Consider the following 19,347-nt stretch of genomic DNA (forward strand, 5'->3'; position numbering starts at 1 on the left):
GTCGATCAGTGTCGGAGCGCTTCAGCCGGAACGTCAAACTGCGGTCCAGCGGTCAAGCGGTGACGCAGTGTGATGGTGGCGGCGACGATGACAGCCGCGGTCAGGTAGAACAGGCCGGGCTGGTGCTCGTGTCCGAAGCTGGCGTAGGAGAGGTAGGCGGCGGCCGGGACGACCAGCCATTCGAGCTGCCCGGCGAGAACGGCCAGGGCGATCAAGGGCAGCCCGTACCACGGGTAGGTGGGCGTGGTGATGAGTAGCGCGGCGCCGTACAGCCAGCAGCAGGTGACCGCGATCGGCTCACGCCCGTGCCTGCGGATCGCCAGCAGCGCCAGCCCCACGGCGAGGATGCCGGCAGCGAGCTGGCGCGCCTCAGGAGGCAGCACCAGCGCGAGAATCGCCGATCGGGAGCTGCCGTCGGAGAACCCTTCCTGGGTCAGATAGCCGGGCAGGAAGCCGACTACCAAGGTGCCGGCGACGAGCAGATGGGGGATGTACGACGCGATGAAGGTGCCGACGGCAACCAATGGTGTGCGAAGCCTGCGGGTGGTGAACGCGGGGAGGAGCAGGAGGGGAAGGAGCTTGACGCTGGCGGCGGCGCCGAGGAGTAGCCCGGCGACGACTGGTTTGCGTCTGGCGGCGGCGAGTACCGCGGCCACGATGAGCAGGGCGGCGAGGACGTCCACGTGGGCGGCGCTGCCGGCTTCCAAGGTGACGATCGGTGACCAACCCCACATAGCCGCCCAGCGTGGATCACGCCCGCGACGGCGTAATTCCACAGCGAGTAACGCTGTGAGTACTACGGCGAGTAGTGCCGCGGCCAGTTGGAGTCCTTCGGTGCCTGCTGACCAGGGGGTGAGCAGAGCGACGGCGGTGAAGTACGCCTGGGCCACGGGCGGATAGATGGTCGGTACGCGCGGGCGGTTGATCTTGGTGCGTGGATCGTCGGTGGAGAGGGCTGTCACGGCCGCTGAGTCGTGCGGGACGCGTGGTGGTCCGACTACGCCGGACCTGTCCGTGGGGGAGAGGCCCGGGAAGAGCAGCGGGTCACGTAGTTGGGCTAGGCCGTCGTCCAGCGGCACATGCGAGTACGGCGAACTGCCTGAGAGCTGGACCCTGCCGTCCCACACGTAGCGATAGGCGTCGGTGCTGGTGATGGGTGCGGTGGTCAGGCCAGGCACCTGGCAGAGCGCGGCGAAGGCGACCACGAACAGGATGGTGCGGTTGCCTTCGGGGCGTCTGGTGATCAGCCAGACGACTCCCGAGACTCCCGCGAAGGCGGTCAGCAGGACAGCGTTCTGCCACCAGTTGGCGGACTCGGCAGCGATCACCGCTGCGCTAGCGGCGGCTGCAAGCAGCCCCCCGACTGCAAGGCGGAGGTGAGGGCTCTTGCCCGGCCTGGTGCCAGAGTCACTCACTGGTGGGCTGCCGTGAGTAGGGCGGAGGTAGTTGAGGTGCTGCAGCGGCGGAAGGTGAGGAAGGCCCGGCCTTCGGCACGCCAGTCCTCGGTGGCGAGCAGGTCTGCCGCGAGGGCGTACCGGAGTACGGCGCGGCTTCCTACCCTTGCCCAAGGCAACGGGTGTGAGCGGCGGCTGGCACTGCGCAGGACGATGGGCGCGGAGTCGTCCAGGTCGTCGTCGGGGTCGACCTCGACCAGGACGAGTCCTTCCGGCCGGACCAGCTCGGCACAGCGCCGCAGGAGTGCCTCCGGGGCGCCACCGATGCCGATATTGCCGTCCATCAGCAGGACGCTTCCCCAGCGGCCCTCGCCCGGCAGCGGCTCCTGCACCGGCCGCCGCAGCGCGGGAGCGCCTCGCTCGTTCGTCAGCATCACTGCCTGGGCAGAGATGTCTACGCCGAGCGCCGGGATCCCTTGTTCAGCTAACGCGGTGACTATCCGGCCAGGACCGCAGCCAATGTCCAGGACCGGTCCCTCGCAGCGGCTCAATGCCAACCTGTCCACTGCGTCGGCCGGCGCCTGCCAGCGGTCCACCTCCGACAGCGACGTCACCGTGCGGCCGTCGGCGCCGGTGGCAACGACGCGTGCGCCCTCCAGCGCCTTGTCGAAGAGCAGCGACGGGTGAGCCGAGTGATGCAGTCTGCGGTGCAGCCGGGAGGTGCGCAGATTCGGATAGGTCGTCGCTATAGCCGCAGCGTCTGCAGGCGTATCCATATCCCGCAGCGTCGGCACGAGGAAAACGCTGTAGCCGAGTGACCGAAGCCGCGCGAGCTGGTCGGCACCGGTGTGATCCGTGGACATCGGTACGCCGACAAGTGCGCGGCGATCGGGTTGTTGAAGGCCGAGACACCAGTAGCCGCCGTCCTCGGTCAACCCGAGCACCGCGTCGTACTGGGACCAGTCGGCCCGGAGCAACGCCGGGGTCACCTGCGGGGTGTCCATGCCGATCAGCAGCATCGGCGTACCGGCGTACGCATCCTCGAAGGCCGCAGCCAGTCGCTCGTCGAGGCCGTCACCGCGCTGCGGTACGACGGTGAAGCCGGGCCAGGCCTCGGAGTTGCCCTCCAGCGCGAGCACCTTTCGGCGTACGCCGGTGGCTCGTACGGCGGCCAGCGTGTCAGCGAGGGAGGCTCTGGCCAGCGCAGCCGCTTCGGCCGGGGTGAACTCGGTCTGGAGCCGCGTCTTGACCCGCCCCGCGACAGGTTCCTTCGCGATCACGATCAGGGTGTCGGCTGTCATCGGCCGAGCACCTTCGTCATGTCCTTGACCGCCCGGGCGGCACCGAGCGGCGTACCGGTGACCTTGGAACGGCCCGAGCGTGGCAGGTAGTCGACCTCCACCTCGGCGATCCGCCAGCCTGCGTCGGCGGCGCGGACGACCGTCTCCAGCGGGTAGCCGGAGCGACGATCCACCAGTCCGAGGGCGAGCAGTGCCTCGCGGCGAGCGGCCCGCATCGGTCCGAGGTCATGCAGCCGTACGCCGGTGCGCCGCCTGATCCGGCGGGACAGTTCGGCGTTGGCAAGGCGGAGGTGCCACGGCCAGACGTCTCGGGACACAGGTCGGCGTCGGCCGAGCATCAGGTCCGCGCGCCCGGACAGGACCGGCGCGGTGACCCTTACGAGCTGGCGAGGATCGAGAGACGCGTCTGCGTCGAGGAAAGCGACCACTGGCGCCGTTGCGGCTTCCAAGCCGGCGTGGCAGGCAGCACCGTACCCGCGCACCTCACAGCTGACCACTGTGGCTCCTAGCCGTGCCGCGATCTCTGGTGAGCCGTCGGTGGAACCGTTGTCGACGACAACGGCACGGACGCCATCGGGGAGTCTGCCGAGTACCCATGGCAGGGCGGCGGCCTCGTCGAGGCACGGGAGGATGAGGTCGACTTCTACTGACTGCACCATTCGACGGTAGGGAAGTTCCCGCGGCTACTGGGCCGGAACGCGGCTACGGCTCGCTTACGGCGACTTCCCGACAGCTCTCTGTGGCGCTTGGCGGTGGCTGGAAGATCTAGGCTCGTGCCGTGGCTACTCGTGTTCTAGTGGTGGACGACGACCCGACGGTGTCGAACGTGGTTTCTGCGTACCTGACCAAAGCCGGGTATGAGGCCCGCGTGGTGGCCGACGGCGTACTGGCGCTCGAGGTCTGGCAGCAGTGGAAGCCCTCGGTCGTAGTACTGGATGTGATGCTGCCTGGTCTGTCGGGCCTGGACGTCCTGCGCCGGATGCGTGCGGCCGATGACGGTGCCGCCGTGATCATGTTGTCCGCTCGCGGTGAGGAGGAGGACCGGCTTGTGGGGTTGGAGGTCGGCGCCGACGATTACGTCGTGAAGCCGTTCAGCCCTCGCGAGCTGACCCTTCGGGTGCAGGCGATGCTGCGCCGGGAGGAACGCCTGGGTGGTGTGGATCTCACCCCGACCAAGCTGACCGCTGGGCCGATCACTGTCGACACAGCTGCTCGTACTGCGTTCCTGGCTGACGCTGAGCTGTCACTGACGCACCGCGAGTTCGACCTGCTCGCCTTCCTCGCCGCGCATCCCGGCAAGGCCTACACGAAAGCGGAGCTGCTCCGCCGGGTCTGGGGCTGGGACTTCGGCGACTCGTCGACGGTGACCGTGCATGTGCGCCGGCTGCGGGAGAAGATCGAGGTCGACCCGTCCGATCCGCAGCTAGTGCTGACGGTGCCGCGCACGGGCTACCGGTTCGCAGGGGAGGCCGAATGAACCGCGACACGATGACCATCCTCACGCTGACCACGCTGTCGACGTTGGTGGTCGCGGCGATCGGTGGCGCGATCTTGTGGCAGTTCCGGCGCCGCTCGGTGCGGATCACCATGATCGTGGCTGCGCTCGCGCCGATGGCTGCCGCGCTTGCCGCCGTGCTGCAGAGCGTGCGGGCAATGTTCATCTCGCAGCACGACTCGCTGGTGGTGCTGTGGACTCTGGCGTTCTCGGCGCTGCTGGGGCTCGGGATGTCGGTGCTGCTGGGTCACTGGATCACTGCAGGGTCCCGAGACATCGAGCGTCGCTTGCGGCACCTCGGCACGTCGTACGAGCCTGCTGTGGCCGGTAGTAAGGGCAGCGTGCCTCTGGAGCTGTCTGCACTGACCGACGAGCTGGAGATGACTCGTAAGCGGCTGGCGGCCTCGTCCCAACGCGAGCGTGCTCTGGAGGCCAGCCGGCGGGAGCTGGTCGCCTTCATGTCCCACGACCTCCGTACGCCGCTCGCCGGGTTGCGGGCCGTCTCCGAGGGCTTGGAGGACGGGGTCGTCGACGACGTCCCCGGGGCGCTTCGGCAGATGCGCACCACGGTTGACCGGATGACCGGGTTGGTGGACGACCTGTTCGAGCTGTCCCGGTTGTCGGCCGCACCGCCGCCGCGTCGACGGTCCGCGGTGAGTCTGCGGGAGTTGGCCGAGGACGTGGCAGGGGAGACCTGTGAGCACGCGCGCTCGGAGGGCGTGAAGTTGACGGTGAACATGCCTGATGACGACGACCGGCTCGCGGTGCATGGTGATGCGGACGAGCTGACCCGAGCGGTGACGAACCTGGTCGGCAACGCGATCCGGCACACCGAATCCGGCGGAACCGTGCAGCTGTCGGTAGATCGCGAGTCCGACGGCCGAGTCCGGCTGGCCGTGACCGACGGCTGTGGCGGCATCCCCGACGACGACCTGGAGCGAGTCTTCGACATCGGCTGGCGAGGCGACGAACAACGCACCCCGGCCAACGCTTCAGTCAACAGCAGCGGTGGCGGCCTGGGCCTGGCCATCGCCCGAGGCGTGGTCGAATCCCACGAAGGCACCATCGCAGTAACCAACGTCACCGGCGGCTGCGCCTTCCAGATAGACCTCCCCCCAGTCCCAGCCACCGCCCCGTAGGTCGCCTCAGCTACCTGCCCAACTGCAACCACCCGCGCGCTCAGCTGTCGGCCCCACTCCGCAGTAGCCTCAGCCACAGACCGCTTCAGCTACTCGCCCACCCCGCAGTAACCGCAACCACCCGCGCGCTCAGCTGTCCGCCCCACTCCGCAGTAGCCTCAGCCACAGACCGCTTCAGCTACTCGCCCACCCCGCAGTAACCGCAACCACCCGCGCGCTCAGCTGTCGGCCCCACTCCGCAGTAGCCTCAGCCACAGACCGCCTCAGCTACTCGCCCACCCCGCAGTAACCGCAACCACCCGCGCGCTCAGCTGTCCGCCCACTCCGCAGTAGCCTCAGCCACAGACCGCCTCAGCTGTTGAGCAGGTCCGTGATGCCTGTTCTCAGGTCGTAGTCGGGCTTCCAGTGGAGGGTTTCCCGGAGACGCTCGGACGACGCCGTGATGTGCCTGACGTCGCCAAGGCGGTAGTCACCCGTGACGACGGGCGCGGGACCGCCGTACGCGCGGGACAGCTCTTCGGCCAGATCACCGATCGTCCGGACGGTCCCGCTGCCCACGTTGTACGCCGCGAACTGCGGATGGTCACCCAGCGCGCCGGCAGCCGCAGTCACCGCAGTAGCCACATCGCCGACATGGACGAAATCGCGCCGCTGCCGACCATCCTCGAACACCCGCGGCGCCTCGCCCCGCTCCAACGCGGAGCGGAACAGAGCAGCAACCCCGGCGTACGGCGTATTGCGCGGCATCCCCGGCCCGTACACATTGTGGAACCGCATCGCCGCAACCCGCCCACCCGTCTCGCGGCACCACGCGACCGCCAGGTGCTCGCCATTGAGCTTGGTGGCGGCGTACGTGTTGCGCGGGTCGGTCGGCGCGGTCTCGTCAACCAATCCGGGCCGCAGCGGATCACCACAGAACGGACAAGGCGGCTCGAACTGCCCACCCTCCAGGTCCTGCACCCGCCGAGGACCGGGCGCGACGACACCATGCCGATCGCACTCGTACCGGCCTTCGCCGTACACGACCATCGAGCTCGCGTAGACCAGCTGACGCACCTTCCGCCGACCCATCGCGCGGAGCAGCACCGCCGTACCGAGGCTGTTGCTGCTGACGTAGTCGTCCATGTCGTCGAGATCGACACCCAACCCGACCTTCGCCGCCAGATGCACGACCTTGTCGACCCCGTCCAACGCCCGGTCGACGACCTCGGCGTCACGGATGTCGCCGACGATCAACCCGTCCAGCGCGGGCGGATTCTGATGGACATCCGCACGGAGGGAGTCGAGTACGACGATGTCGTGGCCCTCGGCAACCAGTTGGCGGTGGACGTGTTGCCCGATGAAGCCGGCGCCGCCGGTCAGCAGGATTCTCACCAGAGGTCCACGGCGGCCGTGCCGTCCAGCGAATGCCGGCACTCGCAGTCTTCCGCGGATTTGGGCAACTGCCCGATCACCTCGGCCAGCAGGTCCTTGAGTCGCTCGATGCTCCGGCCGAACACCGCGAACACCTCCGCCTGCGTCACGCCCTCACCGGCGGCGATCCCGGCGTCGTGATCTGTCACCACGGCGACAGAGGTGTAGCAGAGCGCCAGCTCCCTAGCGATCGAGGCTTCCGGCGCGCCGGTCATCCCTACGACCGACCACCCTTGCTCGGCGTGCCAGCGCGACTCGGCCCGAGTCGAGAACCGCGGCCCGTTGATCACCACCATCGTTCCGCTCGCCACCACCCGACCCGGTTCCACGTCGCGGAGCGCCCTCGCGTCCTCGGTCACCGCGGCCAGATGTTGGTTGCCGGCGGCAATCACGGCAGCGCGGCCGACGGCGCAGTACGGGTCGGCGGGGGAGACGTGGACGACGGGGCGCCCGTCGGCGTACACGGTGTGTTTGCGGCCCCAGGTGCGGTCGACGTACTGGTCCGGGACGACGAACGTGCCGGGGGTCAGCTCAGCCTTGAGCGAGCCGACGGCGCACGGTGCGAGGACCTGCCGTACGCCGAGTTCGCGGAGCGCCCAGAGGTTCGCGCGGTAGTTCACCTGGTGGGGTGGGAAGCGGTGGTCCGCGCCGTGTCTGGGGATGAACGCGACCTCGCGACCGTTGACCTCGCCCACCACTGGTGGTTCGCTCGGCCGCCCGAAGGGGGTGTCGAGCTCGACCGGCCGCGCGCCGGACAGGAACGAGTAGAAGCCGGATCCACCGATCACACCGATTTCTGCCATACCTCTGACCCTAGAAGCCGAAAACGCCGCGACTACGCGATTCGCCGACACCGTCAGCAGCCCGTAATCGCCCCGGCCCGTACCGGAGTCGGTGGTTCCCTCCGCCGCTGGGGGTTCCCCCACTGGTGTGCGAGTGGGGGAACCCCCAGGGGGAGGGGGGAACCCCAGGAGGGAGGGGGAACCACCCGCTTCGGCTGAGCGGGTGGTTCCCTCCGCGGAGGGGAGCCCCGGCCCGTACCGGAGTCGGTGGTTCCCTCTGCGGCTGGGGGTTCCCCCACTGGTGTGCGAGTGGGGGAACCCCCAGGGGGAGGGGTGAACCCCGGGAGGGAGGGGGGGACCACCCGCTTCGGCTGAGCGGGTGGTTCCCTCCGCGGAGGGGAGCCCCGGCCCGTACCGGAGTCGGTGGTTCCCTCTGCGGCTGGGGGTTCCCCCACTGGTGTGCGAGTGGGGGAACCCCCAGGGGGAGGGGTGAACCCCGGGAGGGAGGGGGGAACCACCCGCTTCGGCTGAGCGGCTGGATGGTCGAATGGGGGCGTGCAGGCGTACTGGGTGCTGGTGGTGGTGGGAGGTCTGCTGTTGTTGCTGGGCGCCTACCTGAGCTGGACTGCGGGCAGGTTGGATCGGCTGCATCACCGGGTGGCGACCGCGCGAGCCTCGTTGGCGACAGAGCTGGCGCGGAGGTCTGCACTGGTCGCGGAGCTCGCCGGTAGCGGGGTACTCGATCCAGCGTCGTCCCTGCTTCTCCTGGATGCGGCACATCGAGCCCGAACAGCCGAGACCGAGGACCGTGAGCAGTGTGAGTCGGTCCTGAGCAGAGCAGTCGCTGCGACGGCTACCGACATCGAGCCGTGGTCCGTCGAGCTAGGGGTCGCTATGCGGCGGGTGCAGATGGCCCGGCGGTTCCACAACGACATAGTGGTGTCGACGCGGAACCTGCGTACCCGGCGCCTGGTCAGGTGGTTCCGGCTGGCCGGACATGCCCCACTGCCGTGCACAATCGAGCTGGAGGATGGCAGCTGATGACTGTGACCGAGGAGGCGTTCACTGAACAGGTGGAGCGACACCGGCACGAGCTGCGCGTGCACTGCTACCGGATGCTCGGCTCGTTCGACGAGGCCGAGGACATGGTGCAGGAGACCTTCCTGCGCGCATGGCGGCGGCGGACGGACTTCGAGGGCAGGTCCAGCTTCCGTGCCTGGCTGTACCGCATCGCCACCAACGCCTGCATCGATGAGACCCGTCGTCCGCAGCGGGTGCTGCCGCATCAGCTCGAGCCTGCGTCCTTCCCGACCACAGCAGTGCCCGCGCGGGAGGACTTGCCCTGGCTGCAGCCGTTCCCCGACGTACTGCTCGACCGGGCGGAGGAACCCGACGCCGAAGCCGTACGGCGGGAGACGATCGAGCTGGCGTTCCTGATAGCCATCCAGCACCTCCCGGCGCGGCAGCGCGCAGTACTGATCTTCAGGGACGTGCTCGGCTGGTCAGCCAAGGAGACTGCCGAAGCAACAGACCTGACAGTGGCAGCCGTGAACAGCGCGCTGCAACGAGCCAGGCCCGTACTGCGGGAGCAGTTGCCGGAGCGAAGGATGGAGTGGGCGCCGTCGCAGGACCCGTCGACGGCCGAGAAGCTGCTGCTGGCGAAGTACATGGAAGCCTGGGAGCGGGCGGATCCGGCAGCGATCGCCGCGTTGATGCACGAGGATGTGCGGATCACCATGCCGCCGTGGCCGTTCTGGTTCCAGGGCCGTGCCGATGCCCACCGCATCATGGCGGCGAACCTCGAGCCGACCGGCATGGCCTACCGCGGCCATTGGCAGTTCCTGCCGGTCGGCATCAACCGCCAGCCCGCGCTGGCCGGCTACCTCCGCAAGCCCGGCGACACCCTGTACCTGCCGTTCGGCGTCGACGTCTTCCGGGTCGAGAACGGACTGATCGCCGAAATGACCGCCTTCGAGATCACCGACTTCCCCCGCTTGGGGCTTCCCGATCACTTGGCGTCGGCGTAGCACTCGACGATGGCGGTGTCGAAGGGGAAGCGGGTCGGGGTCTCGCCGAAGGTGATCCGGCCGGCCAGGTCACTCGCGGGCCTGGATCGCCGCGGCGACCTGATCGGCCTCGTCGGCGGGGCAGTGCACGATCACCTCGTCGTGCTGGAAGAACACCAGCTCGGCCTTCAGCGTGGTGATCGACTGGCGGAGCGCGGCCATCATCAGCAGGGCCCAGTCGGCGGCACTGCCCTGGACCACGAAGTTCCGGGTGAAGCGGCCGCGGGCGCGGGCCCGGCGGCTGTCCTGCTGCGGCTCGTCGATCGGTGGACCTTCGAGCAGCGCGGCGTCGATCGGGGCGCCGTCGGGCGGACAGGTGCGCCCGAGCCAGGTCCGCACCAGCTTGCCCTCCTCGCCGGCCCGCGCGGCGTCATCGACGTACGCGACGGCCTTGGGGAACCGCTTCCGCAGCGCGGCCAGGTTCTGCAGCCCATCACCTGACGTCTGCCCGTAGACAGCGCCCAGTACTGCGAGTTTGGCCATCGCGCGATCGCCCGAGAACGCCTTGTCCGAGACGGCTTTGTAGAGGTCTCCCGCGCTGCCCGCGACCTCCATCAGCCCCGGATCGCGCGAGATCGCCGCCAGCACGCGCGGCTCCATCTGGGCGGCGTCGGCGACGACCAGCCGCCAGCCGGGATCGGCCACCACGGCCCGGCGGATGACCTTGGGGATCTGCAGCCCGCCACCGCCGTTCGTGATCCAGCGCCCGGACACCGTGCCACCCGGAACGAAGCCTGGGCGGAAGCGGCCGTCGTGGACCCAGTCGTTCAGCCAGGTCCAGCCGTTGGCGGTGTAGATCCGGTAGAGCTTCTTGTACTCGATCAGGGGCTCGACGGCCGGGTGGTCGATGTTCTGCAGCTCCCACCGGCGGGTCGAGGTCAGCTGGTGGCCGGCCTGCTTGAACGCCTTCAGCACGTCGGCCGGCAGATCCGGCCGCACCCGTCGGCCGAAGGCGGTCGACACCTGGTCGGCGAGCTCGGTCAATCGGCGCGGCTCGCCACCGCCCGCGAACCGCTCACCCAGCAGCTCGCTCAGCAAGGCCCGATGCGCGTCCGCGCTCCACGGCAGGCCGGCGCGGTCCATCTCGGCCGCGATGAGCCAGCCGGACGACTCCGATGCCGTCAGCAACCGCATCCGGTCCGGGAACTCGGCCTCCTGGTGGCGCCGCAGTTGATCGGCGTACACCCGCAGGAGCGCCTCGAACGCGACCGGCTCGGCTTGGATCTCGAACAAAGACGACTGCTCGCCCGGATCGACTCCACGCAGCGGTGGATCGGCAGGAATCGGGCCGCCGGACAACCGCGCCCACGCAGCCGCGGCCGAGTGCGGCTCGCCGAGGCGTCCCGCATGCCCGAGCAAGAGGGTCTCGCTGTTCTCGATGTCGTAGCAGCGCTCGACCCGTACTCCGGCAGCCAGCAGCCGCGGGTAGATCTCCGAGCTCGACCGCCACACCCACCGACTCACCTGCGGACGCGACCCAACAGCTGCCGCCAGGTCGGGCTCGTGCAGCACCTCGCCGGCCGGCTGACCGTCCGGATGCAGGGCGACGAGAACCGCCCCGCCACCCTCCTCCGGCGCCACCGCCCACCGCTCGTCCATACCCCGAATCCTCACACCTGCCGCCGACATTTCCGCGACCCCTTCCACCCGCCCTCCTCGCCGCCATTCCGTGAGCCTCCCCGCCCCGCCTTCCCGCCGACTCCGTCAGCTGTAGGTGGGGTGGCTCCCTGTGAGGCCAGTGGTGGGAGACTGGACTTATGTGGCGGGGGAGTGATCTGGATCCGGCGGACGGGACCAAGACCGAACAGGTCGAGGCCCTGGTACTGCGGCGGATCGAGCGGGGTGACCTGTCGATCGGGTCCCGGCTCCCGTCGGAGCGCGTGCTCTCGGAGCGTCTCGGGCTCAGTCGGGTGACCGTAGTACGGGCTCTGGATCAGTTGCGGGCTGATGGCGTGCTGGAGACCAAGCGGGGCTCCGGGACGCATGTGCGGCCGCTGGACCGGTTGCTGGACCCGATCGCTCCGGCGTCGACCGTGACCGCTGGCGATCAGCCCATGCTGGACCTCCGCTTCGCCACCACGGCTGCTCCGCACGACGTTGCTGAGGTTGCAGCGCAGGTCGTGGCCGAGGGACTGCCGCAAGCGATGGGCGGAGACGGCCCACCCTCGGGTGGCTCACTAGACCTTCGTACTGCGCTAGCTGAGCGCCTCACGAAGGAAGGCGTTCCGACAGAGCCGGGCCAGCTAACGCTCACCGTCGGTGCGGCTGCCGGTCTGAACGCAGCCTTGGCAGGGCTGGACCTGGGACCAGGAGTAGCGATCACCGAGTCCCCGACGTATCCCGCGGCCTTTGACCTGCTCAGGAAGCACCGGCTGGATGTCGTGGGCTGGCCGGCCGGTGTCTGGGACACGGATCAGTTGGCGCACCTCTGCAGGCGGCACAAGCCGAAGGTGATCTACCTGCAGGCGGACAACCACAACCCGACCGGCCTGAGCCTGCCCGCCGATCGCCGTACTGCGGTGGTCGAGATCGCCCGGCGGTACGACGCTGCGCTGATCAGCGACGAGACCATGCGCCCGCTCTGGTTGGCCAGTGGCGACCAGCCCGACCCGCTGAGCCGCTACCCGCGCACAGTAAGTGTCGGCTCGCTCAGTAAGACCGTGTGGGGTGGGCTGCGAGTCGGCTGGGTCCGGACCGGGCGGCAGCTGCGCAGGCGGATCAACACGTCCGCACAGCTCAGCGTGGTCTCGCCGAGTGCACTGGACGACCTACTGGCGCAGGCGATCCTCGGCAGGCTCGACCGGGTGATCTCCCGACGCAAGACGCGGCTGCGGGCCAACCTGCAAGCGCTGGAGAGTGGGCTGAAGACCCTGGATGGCGTGGCCTGGGCGACCCCCACCGGTGGGATGACGCTCTGGCTGGAGCTGACAGAGGTCAGGGCGCGCCGGGTGCTGGACGCGGCCCGGCAGCAGGGCCTGCTGCTAGGTGCCGGCGACCTGTTCACTCCCGACGGCACTGACCGGCGGCATATCCGGATCCCGTTCACCGCCCCACCGGCCACGCTTCGCCTGGTCGTCGCCCGCCTCGGCGCCGCGCTTGCTCAGTCCAGTTGATCTGAGGTGGACTGAAGTCGGGCGGCGGTCGAGACCTAGGCTGGGGCTGTGACGAGCCGCGACCAGGAGGATGCAGTGACCGAGACCCAGAACAGCCCGCAGACCGGTACCGCGAAGGTGAAGCGGGGCATGGCCGAGATGCTCAAGGGCGGCGTGATCATGGACGTGGTCACCGCCGAGCAGGCGAAGATCGCCGAGGACGCCGGTGCCGTCGCGGTGATGGCGCTCGAGCGGGTCCCGGCCGACATCCGTGCCCAGGGTGGCGTCTCCCGGATGAGCGACCCGGACATGATCGACTCGATCATCAGCTCCGTCTCGATCCCGGTGATGGCCAAGGCCCGGATCGGTCACTTCGTCGAGGCACAGGTGCTGCAGAGCCTCGGTGTCGACTACATCGACGAGTCCGAGGTGCTCACCCCGGCCGACTACGCGAACCACATCGACAAGTGGAACTTCACCGTTCCCTTCGTCTGCGGCGCGACCAACCTGGGCGAGGCGCTGCGCCGGATCACCGAGGGCGCGGCGATGATCCGCTCCAAGGGCGAGGCCGGTACCGGTGACGTCTCCAACGCCACCACCCACATGCGCCAGATCCGCCAGCAGCTCCGGCACCTGCAGAACCTGCCGGAGGACGAGCTGTTCGTCGCCGCCAAGGAGCTGCAGGCGCCGTACGAGCTGGTCAAGGAGGTCGCCGCTCTGGGCAAGCTCCCGGTCGTGCTCTTCACCGCCGGTGGTATCGCCACCCCGGCCGACGCCGCGATGATGATGCAGCTCGGCGCCGAGGGCGTGTTCGTCGGCTCCGGCATCTTCAAGTCCGGCAACCCGGCCCAGCGCGCCGAGGCGATCGTCAAGGCCACCACGTTCTACGACGACCCGGACGTGCTCGCCAAGGTCTCCCGCGGCCTGGGCGAGGCCATGGTCGGCATCAACGTAGACGAAATTGCAGCCCCGCACCGCCTCGCAGAACGCGGTTGGTAGTCGACCGCACCTTGTCCCGTTCGCCTCAGCTTCCAGCGTAAATTGGGTGTGGGGTCCTGAGGTGGTCGGTGCTGAAGGCCCGTCGATCAGGGGCGAACAATTTTGAGCCACGGCATGGACCGATCGGGCTGGTGTTTTGGTCCAAAGTGGGGAGCTAGTCGAGGATTGAACGCAACACCGAGTGGCGCGTCTCTCGGATCGTGGCTGACGGGGTTGTCTCGACGTAGGCTGGAGGCCGTGCAGTGTGCCTGCTCCCAGGGCTACACGACTGGCGCGAGGATGCCGGCGGTCAGCGCCAGGTAGGACCGCGATCCAGACACTGAACCGCTGGCTAATGAGCCGCCAGGGATTGTGCAGTTCGCGCAGACGTCAGTGGTCACGACAATCTGGTGCGCTGTATAACGCCGAAGGCGTTTGTACGGCGCAGTAGTCGGCGAGGTTGGTCCGCGGCACCAGAGCCTTGGTCAGGACAAAAGTCGAGACCAGTCATCGCCGCGGCAAGCAGGCCACCACAGCGACCCCAGCAGATTCACTACCGATGCCCCTAGGCCCCGACGTCGCCCCTACCCACCGCCCTTCGGCGACACGCCTGGGCGCTACTTGTCTGACACCGACCGTTGTGACAGCGTGCAAAGCCTCGTTGGCTGACTTTGTCCGTGGATGAGCGATGTCGCATGTAATTTTAGCCCGTGTAAGAAGTGCTCGCTTTGCTGGATTGAAGGAACCGCCCTTGTCTCCCTGGCGACCGCCGACGCGAGGCGACGCAGCCATCAAGCTGCTCGACGTAGTGTCCAAGACGCTCGCGGCGGCGCTGCTGCCGCCGGTAGTGGGAACGGTCGTCGGTGAGAGCATCGGTAAGGGCCTCGACCTGCTTTCCAGTCAGACCGATCCCGGGCAAACCAGGTTGGTCCGGCAGATCGAGGCCATCGCCTCGTCGGTCACGGCGGCGGCAATCAATCAGCACGAGTTCTCGCGTGTCGCTTCGAACGATATCGAGGCGGCCATCCTCGCGGTCGCCGAAACGCTGTCCTCGGTGACGATCGACGGCGCGGTAATCCGGCAGTCCAAGTACTCGGCGATCGGCTTGGCCGATCACTACCGAAAGAACTCCACCGAACTGCTGGCGCGGGCTGGCCTGGGCGAGGCGGAGTACGCCTACGTCCGTATTCTCGAATCGGTCAGCCACCAGGTTGTCTCTGTTCTGCGGGTGTCTCCTGAGGCCCACGGGATGGCTCTCGCCGAGCTCACGGTCGAGCTTGACGCGGTTCGGAAGAAGCTCGGCGATCCTGCCAGTCTCTATGCGGAGCTGCAGTATGCGGCGCTTGACGAGTACCTGCTGACGTATCGGCTGGATGCGGGTAAGAGGTTGGCCCGTCCTCGACGCCGCACGAGTGGCGGTGCTAAGCGGTGGGTGCCTATGGCCGTGGCCTATGTGGAGCCGCGGGACGCGAGCATGAACGACCTCGGGCCATTCGATGAGTCACTGAAGCAGCAACGGAGGATTCTGGTCGAGGCCGATCCAGGCCAGGGCAAGAGCATGATGCTTGTACAGACCTTCTTGAGGTTGCTGGCAGGCAGCGGAGGTAATGATGGTTCGTTGACTCCGATTTACCTCGACTGCTGCGGCCCTCCGCGAGTTCCCAGACCTAGAGGAGTCCGTTGCCCGGGTCAACAAATGGCTGCCCAAGGGTCCGGACGGCTGGGTCGAGCGGTCGGTGCGAGCGGGCGAGGCGATGATACTGCTGGACAACATCGAGCATCTCCTCGGTGACGACGAGTCGCGAATGAGAAACGAGGACGACTTCGACAGCTTCATCGCAGAGGTCGTCGGAAAGTCCGCGATCGTCGTGGCGGCGCGTCGTGGAACCCTTGGCGACGGCTGGGCGGACCGCAACGGATTCTCGGTGATCAACCTGGAACAGTCCAGCGCCGGTCAAGTGCTTCAACAGGTCGAGCAATGGCATGAGGCTGTAGCTTCGGAGTGCGAGACCGTCGAGGATCAGGAGAAGGTTGCTGCGCGCGGCAGGGAGCTGGGAATGGCTCTTGGTCAGCTCTCCGCACTGATGGGACTGAGTCGCAATCCAAGAATCTGTGCTCTGATGTGCGAAGCTTTTCTCGACTCATCACTGTCCCTTCCTCGTGACTGGATCGCCCTTGTGGAAGATGTGCTGGAGCGGTTTGCAGAGGAGGACTCCCGACTGGACGCCCCAGCAGTCAGTGGTACCGCCCGGATGCGAGACCTTCAGTGCGGCGTCGCCCGCTGGGCAATCCATAATGAGCCGCCCTTCGACCCGGGCCATTTGGCTGACGCTGTCCAGGAGTTGACTGCAGGCTGGGGCGTGGAGGGGAGCCCGTCGGTTGTGGTCGAACGCATTCTCTCCCGTACCACTTTGTTACGACGCAGTCTTGGAGGTCTCGCGTTCGTCAACGACGAGATGCGGGATCATCTCGCGGCCGGTGACCTCATCGCATCGGGCAATATCAACTACCTTCGCGCGGAGGCGCGGAACCTGAGCAACCCCCGACTCGTCGTAGCCGCTGCTGGCTCTGCCCGCCACCAGCGAGCAACGGAGCTCGTTACTGCCTTGCTGGATGATGCCGAGCAGTACCCGGATGCATCCGAGGCGTTGGTCGTCACGGCGTACTGCTGCGCAGCCGCTGCCCGCTCCCTTGAGTCTGCGACGCGTAGCCGGCTGCAGGATGCGGTGGTGGCCGTGGTCCTGCAGGGAGACGTCGAACGGCTGGCACATCCACGGCTAGCCCCGCTGGCGCTCGATATGCTCGTGCGCATCGTCCAAGACGACGGCCTCGCAGCCGCCGCGGTCGCTGCCATCGAAGTAGGGTCGCGTCATGGTGATGACGCGTTGCCGGCCCTCCGGGCCATAGCTGGGTGCGGGGCTGGCAACTGCCAGGAAATTCTCTGGGAGTCCTGGTCGCGATTCGATGTCCGACTCTTCGCCAAGACGGTGCTGAGTGTGTGCACCTCAGTGCCTGACATCCTCGTGATCGACAGCCCAGAAAAATTCGCCGCGGTCGCGGACCTGCCTTTGGTTGGGACTGTCGAGGTGGTATGCCAGGTGGATGCCGCCGAAATTAGGGGGCGTGAAGATTTGACCGTTCGAGTGGCTGATGCCGCCATGATAGCCGCCGCGGGTGATCTCGGCCCGAACTGTACGATGATTCTAGTAGCCGGAGGAGGATGATTGTGGCAATAGAGGCGGCAATTTTCTCCCTTAGCCAGAATATTATGTCGGCGGCCATGGACGTCTGGTTTTCCCGGCGTCGCCCGAATCAGACAATGGCTCAACTTATCCAGGATCAGGTTCCTAATTCGATCGAAAGGCGCAGGCTGGAACGGGCTTTCGATGAAATGCAGGAAGTGGTCATTGATCGACTGATGCAGGACACTCGCGCACAGCGACTTCCGGAGCACGAGAAGAATGCGGCTGTCTTGGCCGCCGCCGACAGTTTCCGTATTGCTGCGCTGACGCAACAAGATATGCTTACGGCGGCTATGAGCCCGGCAGCGGTCGCGGAAACTGTTCGTGAACGCTCGTGGCAGGTACGAGGCAATGCCCAGCTCACAGATCTCGGGATCCAGCTCTACGATTCCCTCGTTGACGAGACGTCTTCCATCCTGGTTACGATCGTGAGCTCGCTACCCGGTTGGGATAGTCGGGCACTCAACTATCTCCTGCACAAGCAGGAGGATCTTGGATTGGCGCTCGCCAAGGCCCTCGACCGACTTCCTTCGTCGATCTCACCTGAGCCGATGATCGACCCGTTGATCTCCTACCGGCAGCATGTGGTCAGTGCACTGGACCGGGTCGAGACGGTTGGTTTCCCGGTGTCCGACTCGGTAAGCGGTCTTCGGGTCAGTGAAACATTTATTCGGCCGGACGTCGTCGTCGCGAACAGTCGAATGCCATTGGACTGGGCTTTGGCAGATCATCGACGCCTGTTTCTCCACGGTCCGGCTGGGTCCGGTAAGACTAGTATCCTGAAATGGCTCGCGATCAGTTCTGCTAGGCAATCACTGGACGGGTTGATTGCCTCGCTCAACGACTATCTACCGGTCTACATTCCTTTGCGTCGGGTGTTTTCCAACTCGGAACCGCCGCTGCCTGATGTCAATAGTCTGGCCCAGATCGCATATCCGTCGTTTCAGGCCGAGCAGTTGCCGAACCTGGTTCGGCAACGCTGTGAGGCCGGCTATCTGTTGCTGCTGCTCGACGGCTTGGATGAGATCGAGGCTAGTTCTCGTCTGCGGTGGCTGGCTTGGCTTTCTGAGATGACCGAGCTTTACCCGAAATGCAGATTTGTCGTCACCTCGCGCACGGCCCTCTTCGACCTAGAAGCGCTGGTTGATCTGAAGTTCACCACCTCGTACCTCGAGACGCTGCAGAACTCGTCCAAGATCCAACTGATCCGTCAGTGGTTCGCGGCGGCGGGTTCGGTCGCAGATGTCTGGGCTGGATCGTCTCCCACGGAGTCGGCCGCGAAGTTGGTCAGAATCATTGAGACTAACAGTCGGCTGAACGATTTGGCGGCGACGCCGTTGATGTGCACGCTAATCTGTGCCCTTTTCCGCGAGCGTGGAGATCTGCCGCTTGTCCGGGCTGATGTGTATTCCCAGTTCATCGACATGTTGGTAGAGCGTCGCGACACCGAGAGAGGTATACCAGGCATCGGTAGTCTGCCGAAGCCTGAATCTCTCATGTTGTTGGAAGAATTAGCTCAGCTAATGATCCGTGACGGTGTCTCCGAGATATCGCGGGAGTACGCACTAGAGGTCGTGGAACTGGCTGCCTCGTCAATGCTCAGGTTGCAACTAGAGCCGAGCGAAGCATTGAACCATCTGCTGACTCGCAGTGGACTCCTCATCGAGCCGGCGGCTGGGCGAGTGCAATTTGTCCACCGTACGCTGATGGAATTTCTCGCGGCCCGGAGTTTCGTCGAGAATGATCGTATCTACCTTCTCGCCGAGAAAGCGCATGATCCTGCCTGGCGTTCAGTGACTGTTCTAGCCGCATCGCAGGCCCGTCCGCGGCAGGGGGAGCAACTGGTCGAAGAGATGCTGAGCCGGTGCTACGAGGAGCCCAAGTGGCGGGCGGCAGTAGCGGCGGTGCTTCAGGAAAGTGTCGCTAGCATGGTCAGTCTGAGTCCTTCATTGCGGGAGAGATGTGAGGCTCTTTGGCGTCAGCAAACAGATCGCCAAACTCCACAGGCGCTGCTTTCTCTCGATGCCGGCACACCATCGGACCTAACGTCGCTCTACGAATGGCTGGCCGGCGATGACGGCATCAGCAGGTTCGGCTCCACGCTGATATCTAGAGTTCCAGGCGGCGAAGGCAGGCCCCGTCTGGTCATGGCCGGAGACGAGCCGCTGAACCTGGGGCGTGTCGTCCAGTCAGTGCTTGACTGGCGCCGGGCACGATTGCCGGGGCGTGAATTCGGTGTCTTGATCGAGGATGGGAAATCTCGGATCGTGGTGGATTTCTCCGATGCTTCTGTGCGCGATCTAGGCGGATATCACAGTTGGTGACTGCCACGGCTGGGGTGCGTTGGCCGTGGTCGGACTGCGAGATGGCCGATGGAGGCCCAGCCCCCACCAGTGCAACCCGGAGGTGGGGTAGAGCGGTTGAAGCCCAGCAACCTGCTCTCGT

General features: G+C 66.6%; 15 protein-coding genes. 9 read left to right on the forward strand and 6 right to left on the reverse strand.

Annotated features, from left to right (window positions below; translation table 11 throughout):
- Positions 1 to 5: 5 nt before the first annotated feature.
- The 3 genes from F1D05_RS00210 to F1D05_RS00220 form a co-directional block, all read right to left on the reverse strand.
- Positions 6 to 1,328 carry a glycosyltransferase 87 family protein gene (locus F1D05_RS00210; protein WP_185445159.1) on the reverse strand — a complete coding sequence of 441 codons (1,323 nt, stop codon included), beginning with the start codon at positions 1,326 to 1,328 and terminating at the stop codon, positions 6 to 8.
- Between the two features lie 83 nt (positions 1,329 to 1,411).
- Complete coding sequence (locus F1D05_RS38535; protein ID WP_206686010.1) at positions 1,412 to 2,695, reverse strand: DUF2064 domain-containing protein; 1,284 nt, start codon at positions 2,693 to 2,695, stop codon at positions 1,412 to 1,414.
- Entirely contained in the window at positions 2,692 to 3,351 is a 660-nt protein-coding gene (locus F1D05_RS00220) for a glycosyltransferase family 2 protein (RefSeq protein ID WP_206686011.1), read from the reverse strand. Before F1D05_RS00220 ends, F1D05_RS38535 begins: the two co-directional genes overlap by 4 nt.
- A 122-nt stretch (positions 3,352 to 3,473) precedes the next feature.
- Here F1D05_RS00220 and F1D05_RS00225 point away from each other — a divergent pair, with 122 nt between their 5' ends.
- Both F1D05_RS00225 and F1D05_RS00230 read left to right on the forward strand, forming a co-directional pair.
- The gene (locus F1D05_RS00225) at positions 3,474 to 4,172 is read left to right on the forward strand and encodes a response regulator transcription factor (protein ID WP_185445163.1); all 699 of its coding nucleotides are present in this window, start codon (positions 3,474 to 3,476) and stop codon (positions 4,170 to 4,172) included.
- Entirely contained in the window at positions 4,169 to 5,329 is a 1,161-nt protein-coding gene (locus tag F1D05_RS00230; RefSeq protein WP_185445165.1) for a sensor histidine kinase, read from the forward strand. The genes F1D05_RS00225 and F1D05_RS00230 overlap by 4 nt, the downstream gene beginning before the upstream one ends.
- A 351-nt stretch (positions 5,330 to 5,680) precedes the next feature.
- Here the strand turns inward: F1D05_RS00230 and F1D05_RS00235 are convergent, their stop codons facing one another.
- Both F1D05_RS00235 and F1D05_RS00240 read right to left on the reverse strand, forming a co-directional pair.
- On the reverse strand, positions 5,681 to 6,703 hold the full coding sequence (locus F1D05_RS00235; protein ID WP_185445167.1) for an NAD-dependent epimerase/dehydratase family protein: 1,023 nt from the start codon (positions 6,701 to 6,703) through the stop codon (positions 5,681 to 5,683).
- Positions 6,700 to 7,545, reverse strand: a complete 846-nt coding sequence (locus tag F1D05_RS00240) for an S-methyl-5'-thioadenosine phosphorylase (RefSeq protein ID WP_185445169.1) — start codon at positions 7,543 to 7,545, stop codon at positions 6,700 to 6,702. The genes F1D05_RS00235 and F1D05_RS00240 overlap by 4 nt, the downstream gene beginning before the upstream one ends.
- A 534-nt stretch (positions 7,546 to 8,079) precedes the next feature.
- Between F1D05_RS00240 and F1D05_RS00245 the strand changes: the two genes are divergently transcribed.
- The gene (locus F1D05_RS00245; protein WP_246486323.1) at positions 8,080 to 8,565 is read left to right on the forward strand and encodes a hypothetical protein; all 486 of its coding nucleotides are present in this window, start codon (positions 8,080 to 8,082) and stop codon (positions 8,563 to 8,565) included.
- Positions 8,565 to 9,551, forward strand: a complete 987-nt coding sequence (locus F1D05_RS00250) for an RNA polymerase subunit sigma-70 (protein ID WP_246486324.1) — start codon at positions 8,565 to 8,567, stop codon at positions 9,549 to 9,551. Before F1D05_RS00245 ends, F1D05_RS00250 begins: the two co-directional genes overlap by 1 nt.
- A gap of 69 nt (positions 9,552 to 9,620) precedes the next feature.
- On the opposite strand, the gene F1D05_RS00255 is transcribed toward F1D05_RS00250, so the two are convergent.
- Positions 9,621 to 11,189 carry a bifunctional 3'-5' exonuclease/DNA polymerase gene (locus F1D05_RS00255; RefSeq protein WP_246486325.1) on the reverse strand — a complete coding sequence of 523 codons (1,569 nt, stop codon included), beginning with the start codon at positions 11,187 to 11,189 and terminating at the stop codon, positions 9,621 to 9,623.
- Between the two features lie 158 nt (positions 11,190 to 11,347).
- Between F1D05_RS00255 and F1D05_RS00260 the strand changes: the two genes are divergently transcribed.
- The 5 genes from F1D05_RS00260 (at position 11,348) to F1D05_RS00280 (ending at position 19,226) form a co-directional block, all read left to right on the forward strand.
- A complete protein-coding gene (locus F1D05_RS00260; RefSeq protein ID WP_185445171.1) occupies positions 11,348 to 12,703 on the forward strand; it encodes a PLP-dependent aminotransferase family protein in 1,356 nt (451 codons plus the stop codon).
- 75 nt (positions 12,704 to 12,778) lie between these two features.
- Positions 12,779 to 13,681 (forward strand): pyridoxal 5'-phosphate synthase lyase subunit PdxS, encoded by a 903-nt coding sequence (gene pdxS, locus F1D05_RS00265; protein ID WP_185445173.1) that lies wholly within the window; start codon positions 12,779 to 12,781, stop codon positions 13,679 to 13,681.
- Positions 13,682 to 14,468: 787 nt separating this feature from the next.
- Positions 14,469 to 15,452 carry a hypothetical protein gene (locus tag F1D05_RS00270; protein WP_185445175.1) on the forward strand — a complete coding sequence of 328 codons (984 nt, stop codon included), beginning with the start codon at positions 14,469 to 14,471 and terminating at the stop codon, positions 15,450 to 15,452.
- Positions 15,415 to 16,884: a hypothetical protein gene (locus tag F1D05_RS00275; RefSeq protein WP_185445177.1), complete on the forward strand. Its 1,470-nt coding sequence runs from the start codon at positions 15,415 to 15,417 to the stop codon at positions 16,882 to 16,884. Before F1D05_RS00270 ends, F1D05_RS00275 begins: the two co-directional genes overlap by 38 nt.
- A gap of 2 nt (positions 16,885 to 16,886) precedes the next feature.
- Complete coding sequence (locus F1D05_RS00280; protein WP_185445179.1) at positions 16,887 to 19,226, forward strand: NACHT domain-containing protein; 2,340 nt, start codon at positions 16,887 to 16,889, stop codon at positions 19,224 to 19,226.
- Positions 19,227 to 19,347 lie beyond the last annotated feature (121 nt).

This window comes from Kribbella qitaiheensis, from assembly GCF_014217565.1.
GTDB classification, from domain to species: Bacteria; Actinomycetota; Actinomycetes; order Propionibacteriales; family Kribbellaceae; genus Kribbella; species Kribbella qitaiheensis_A.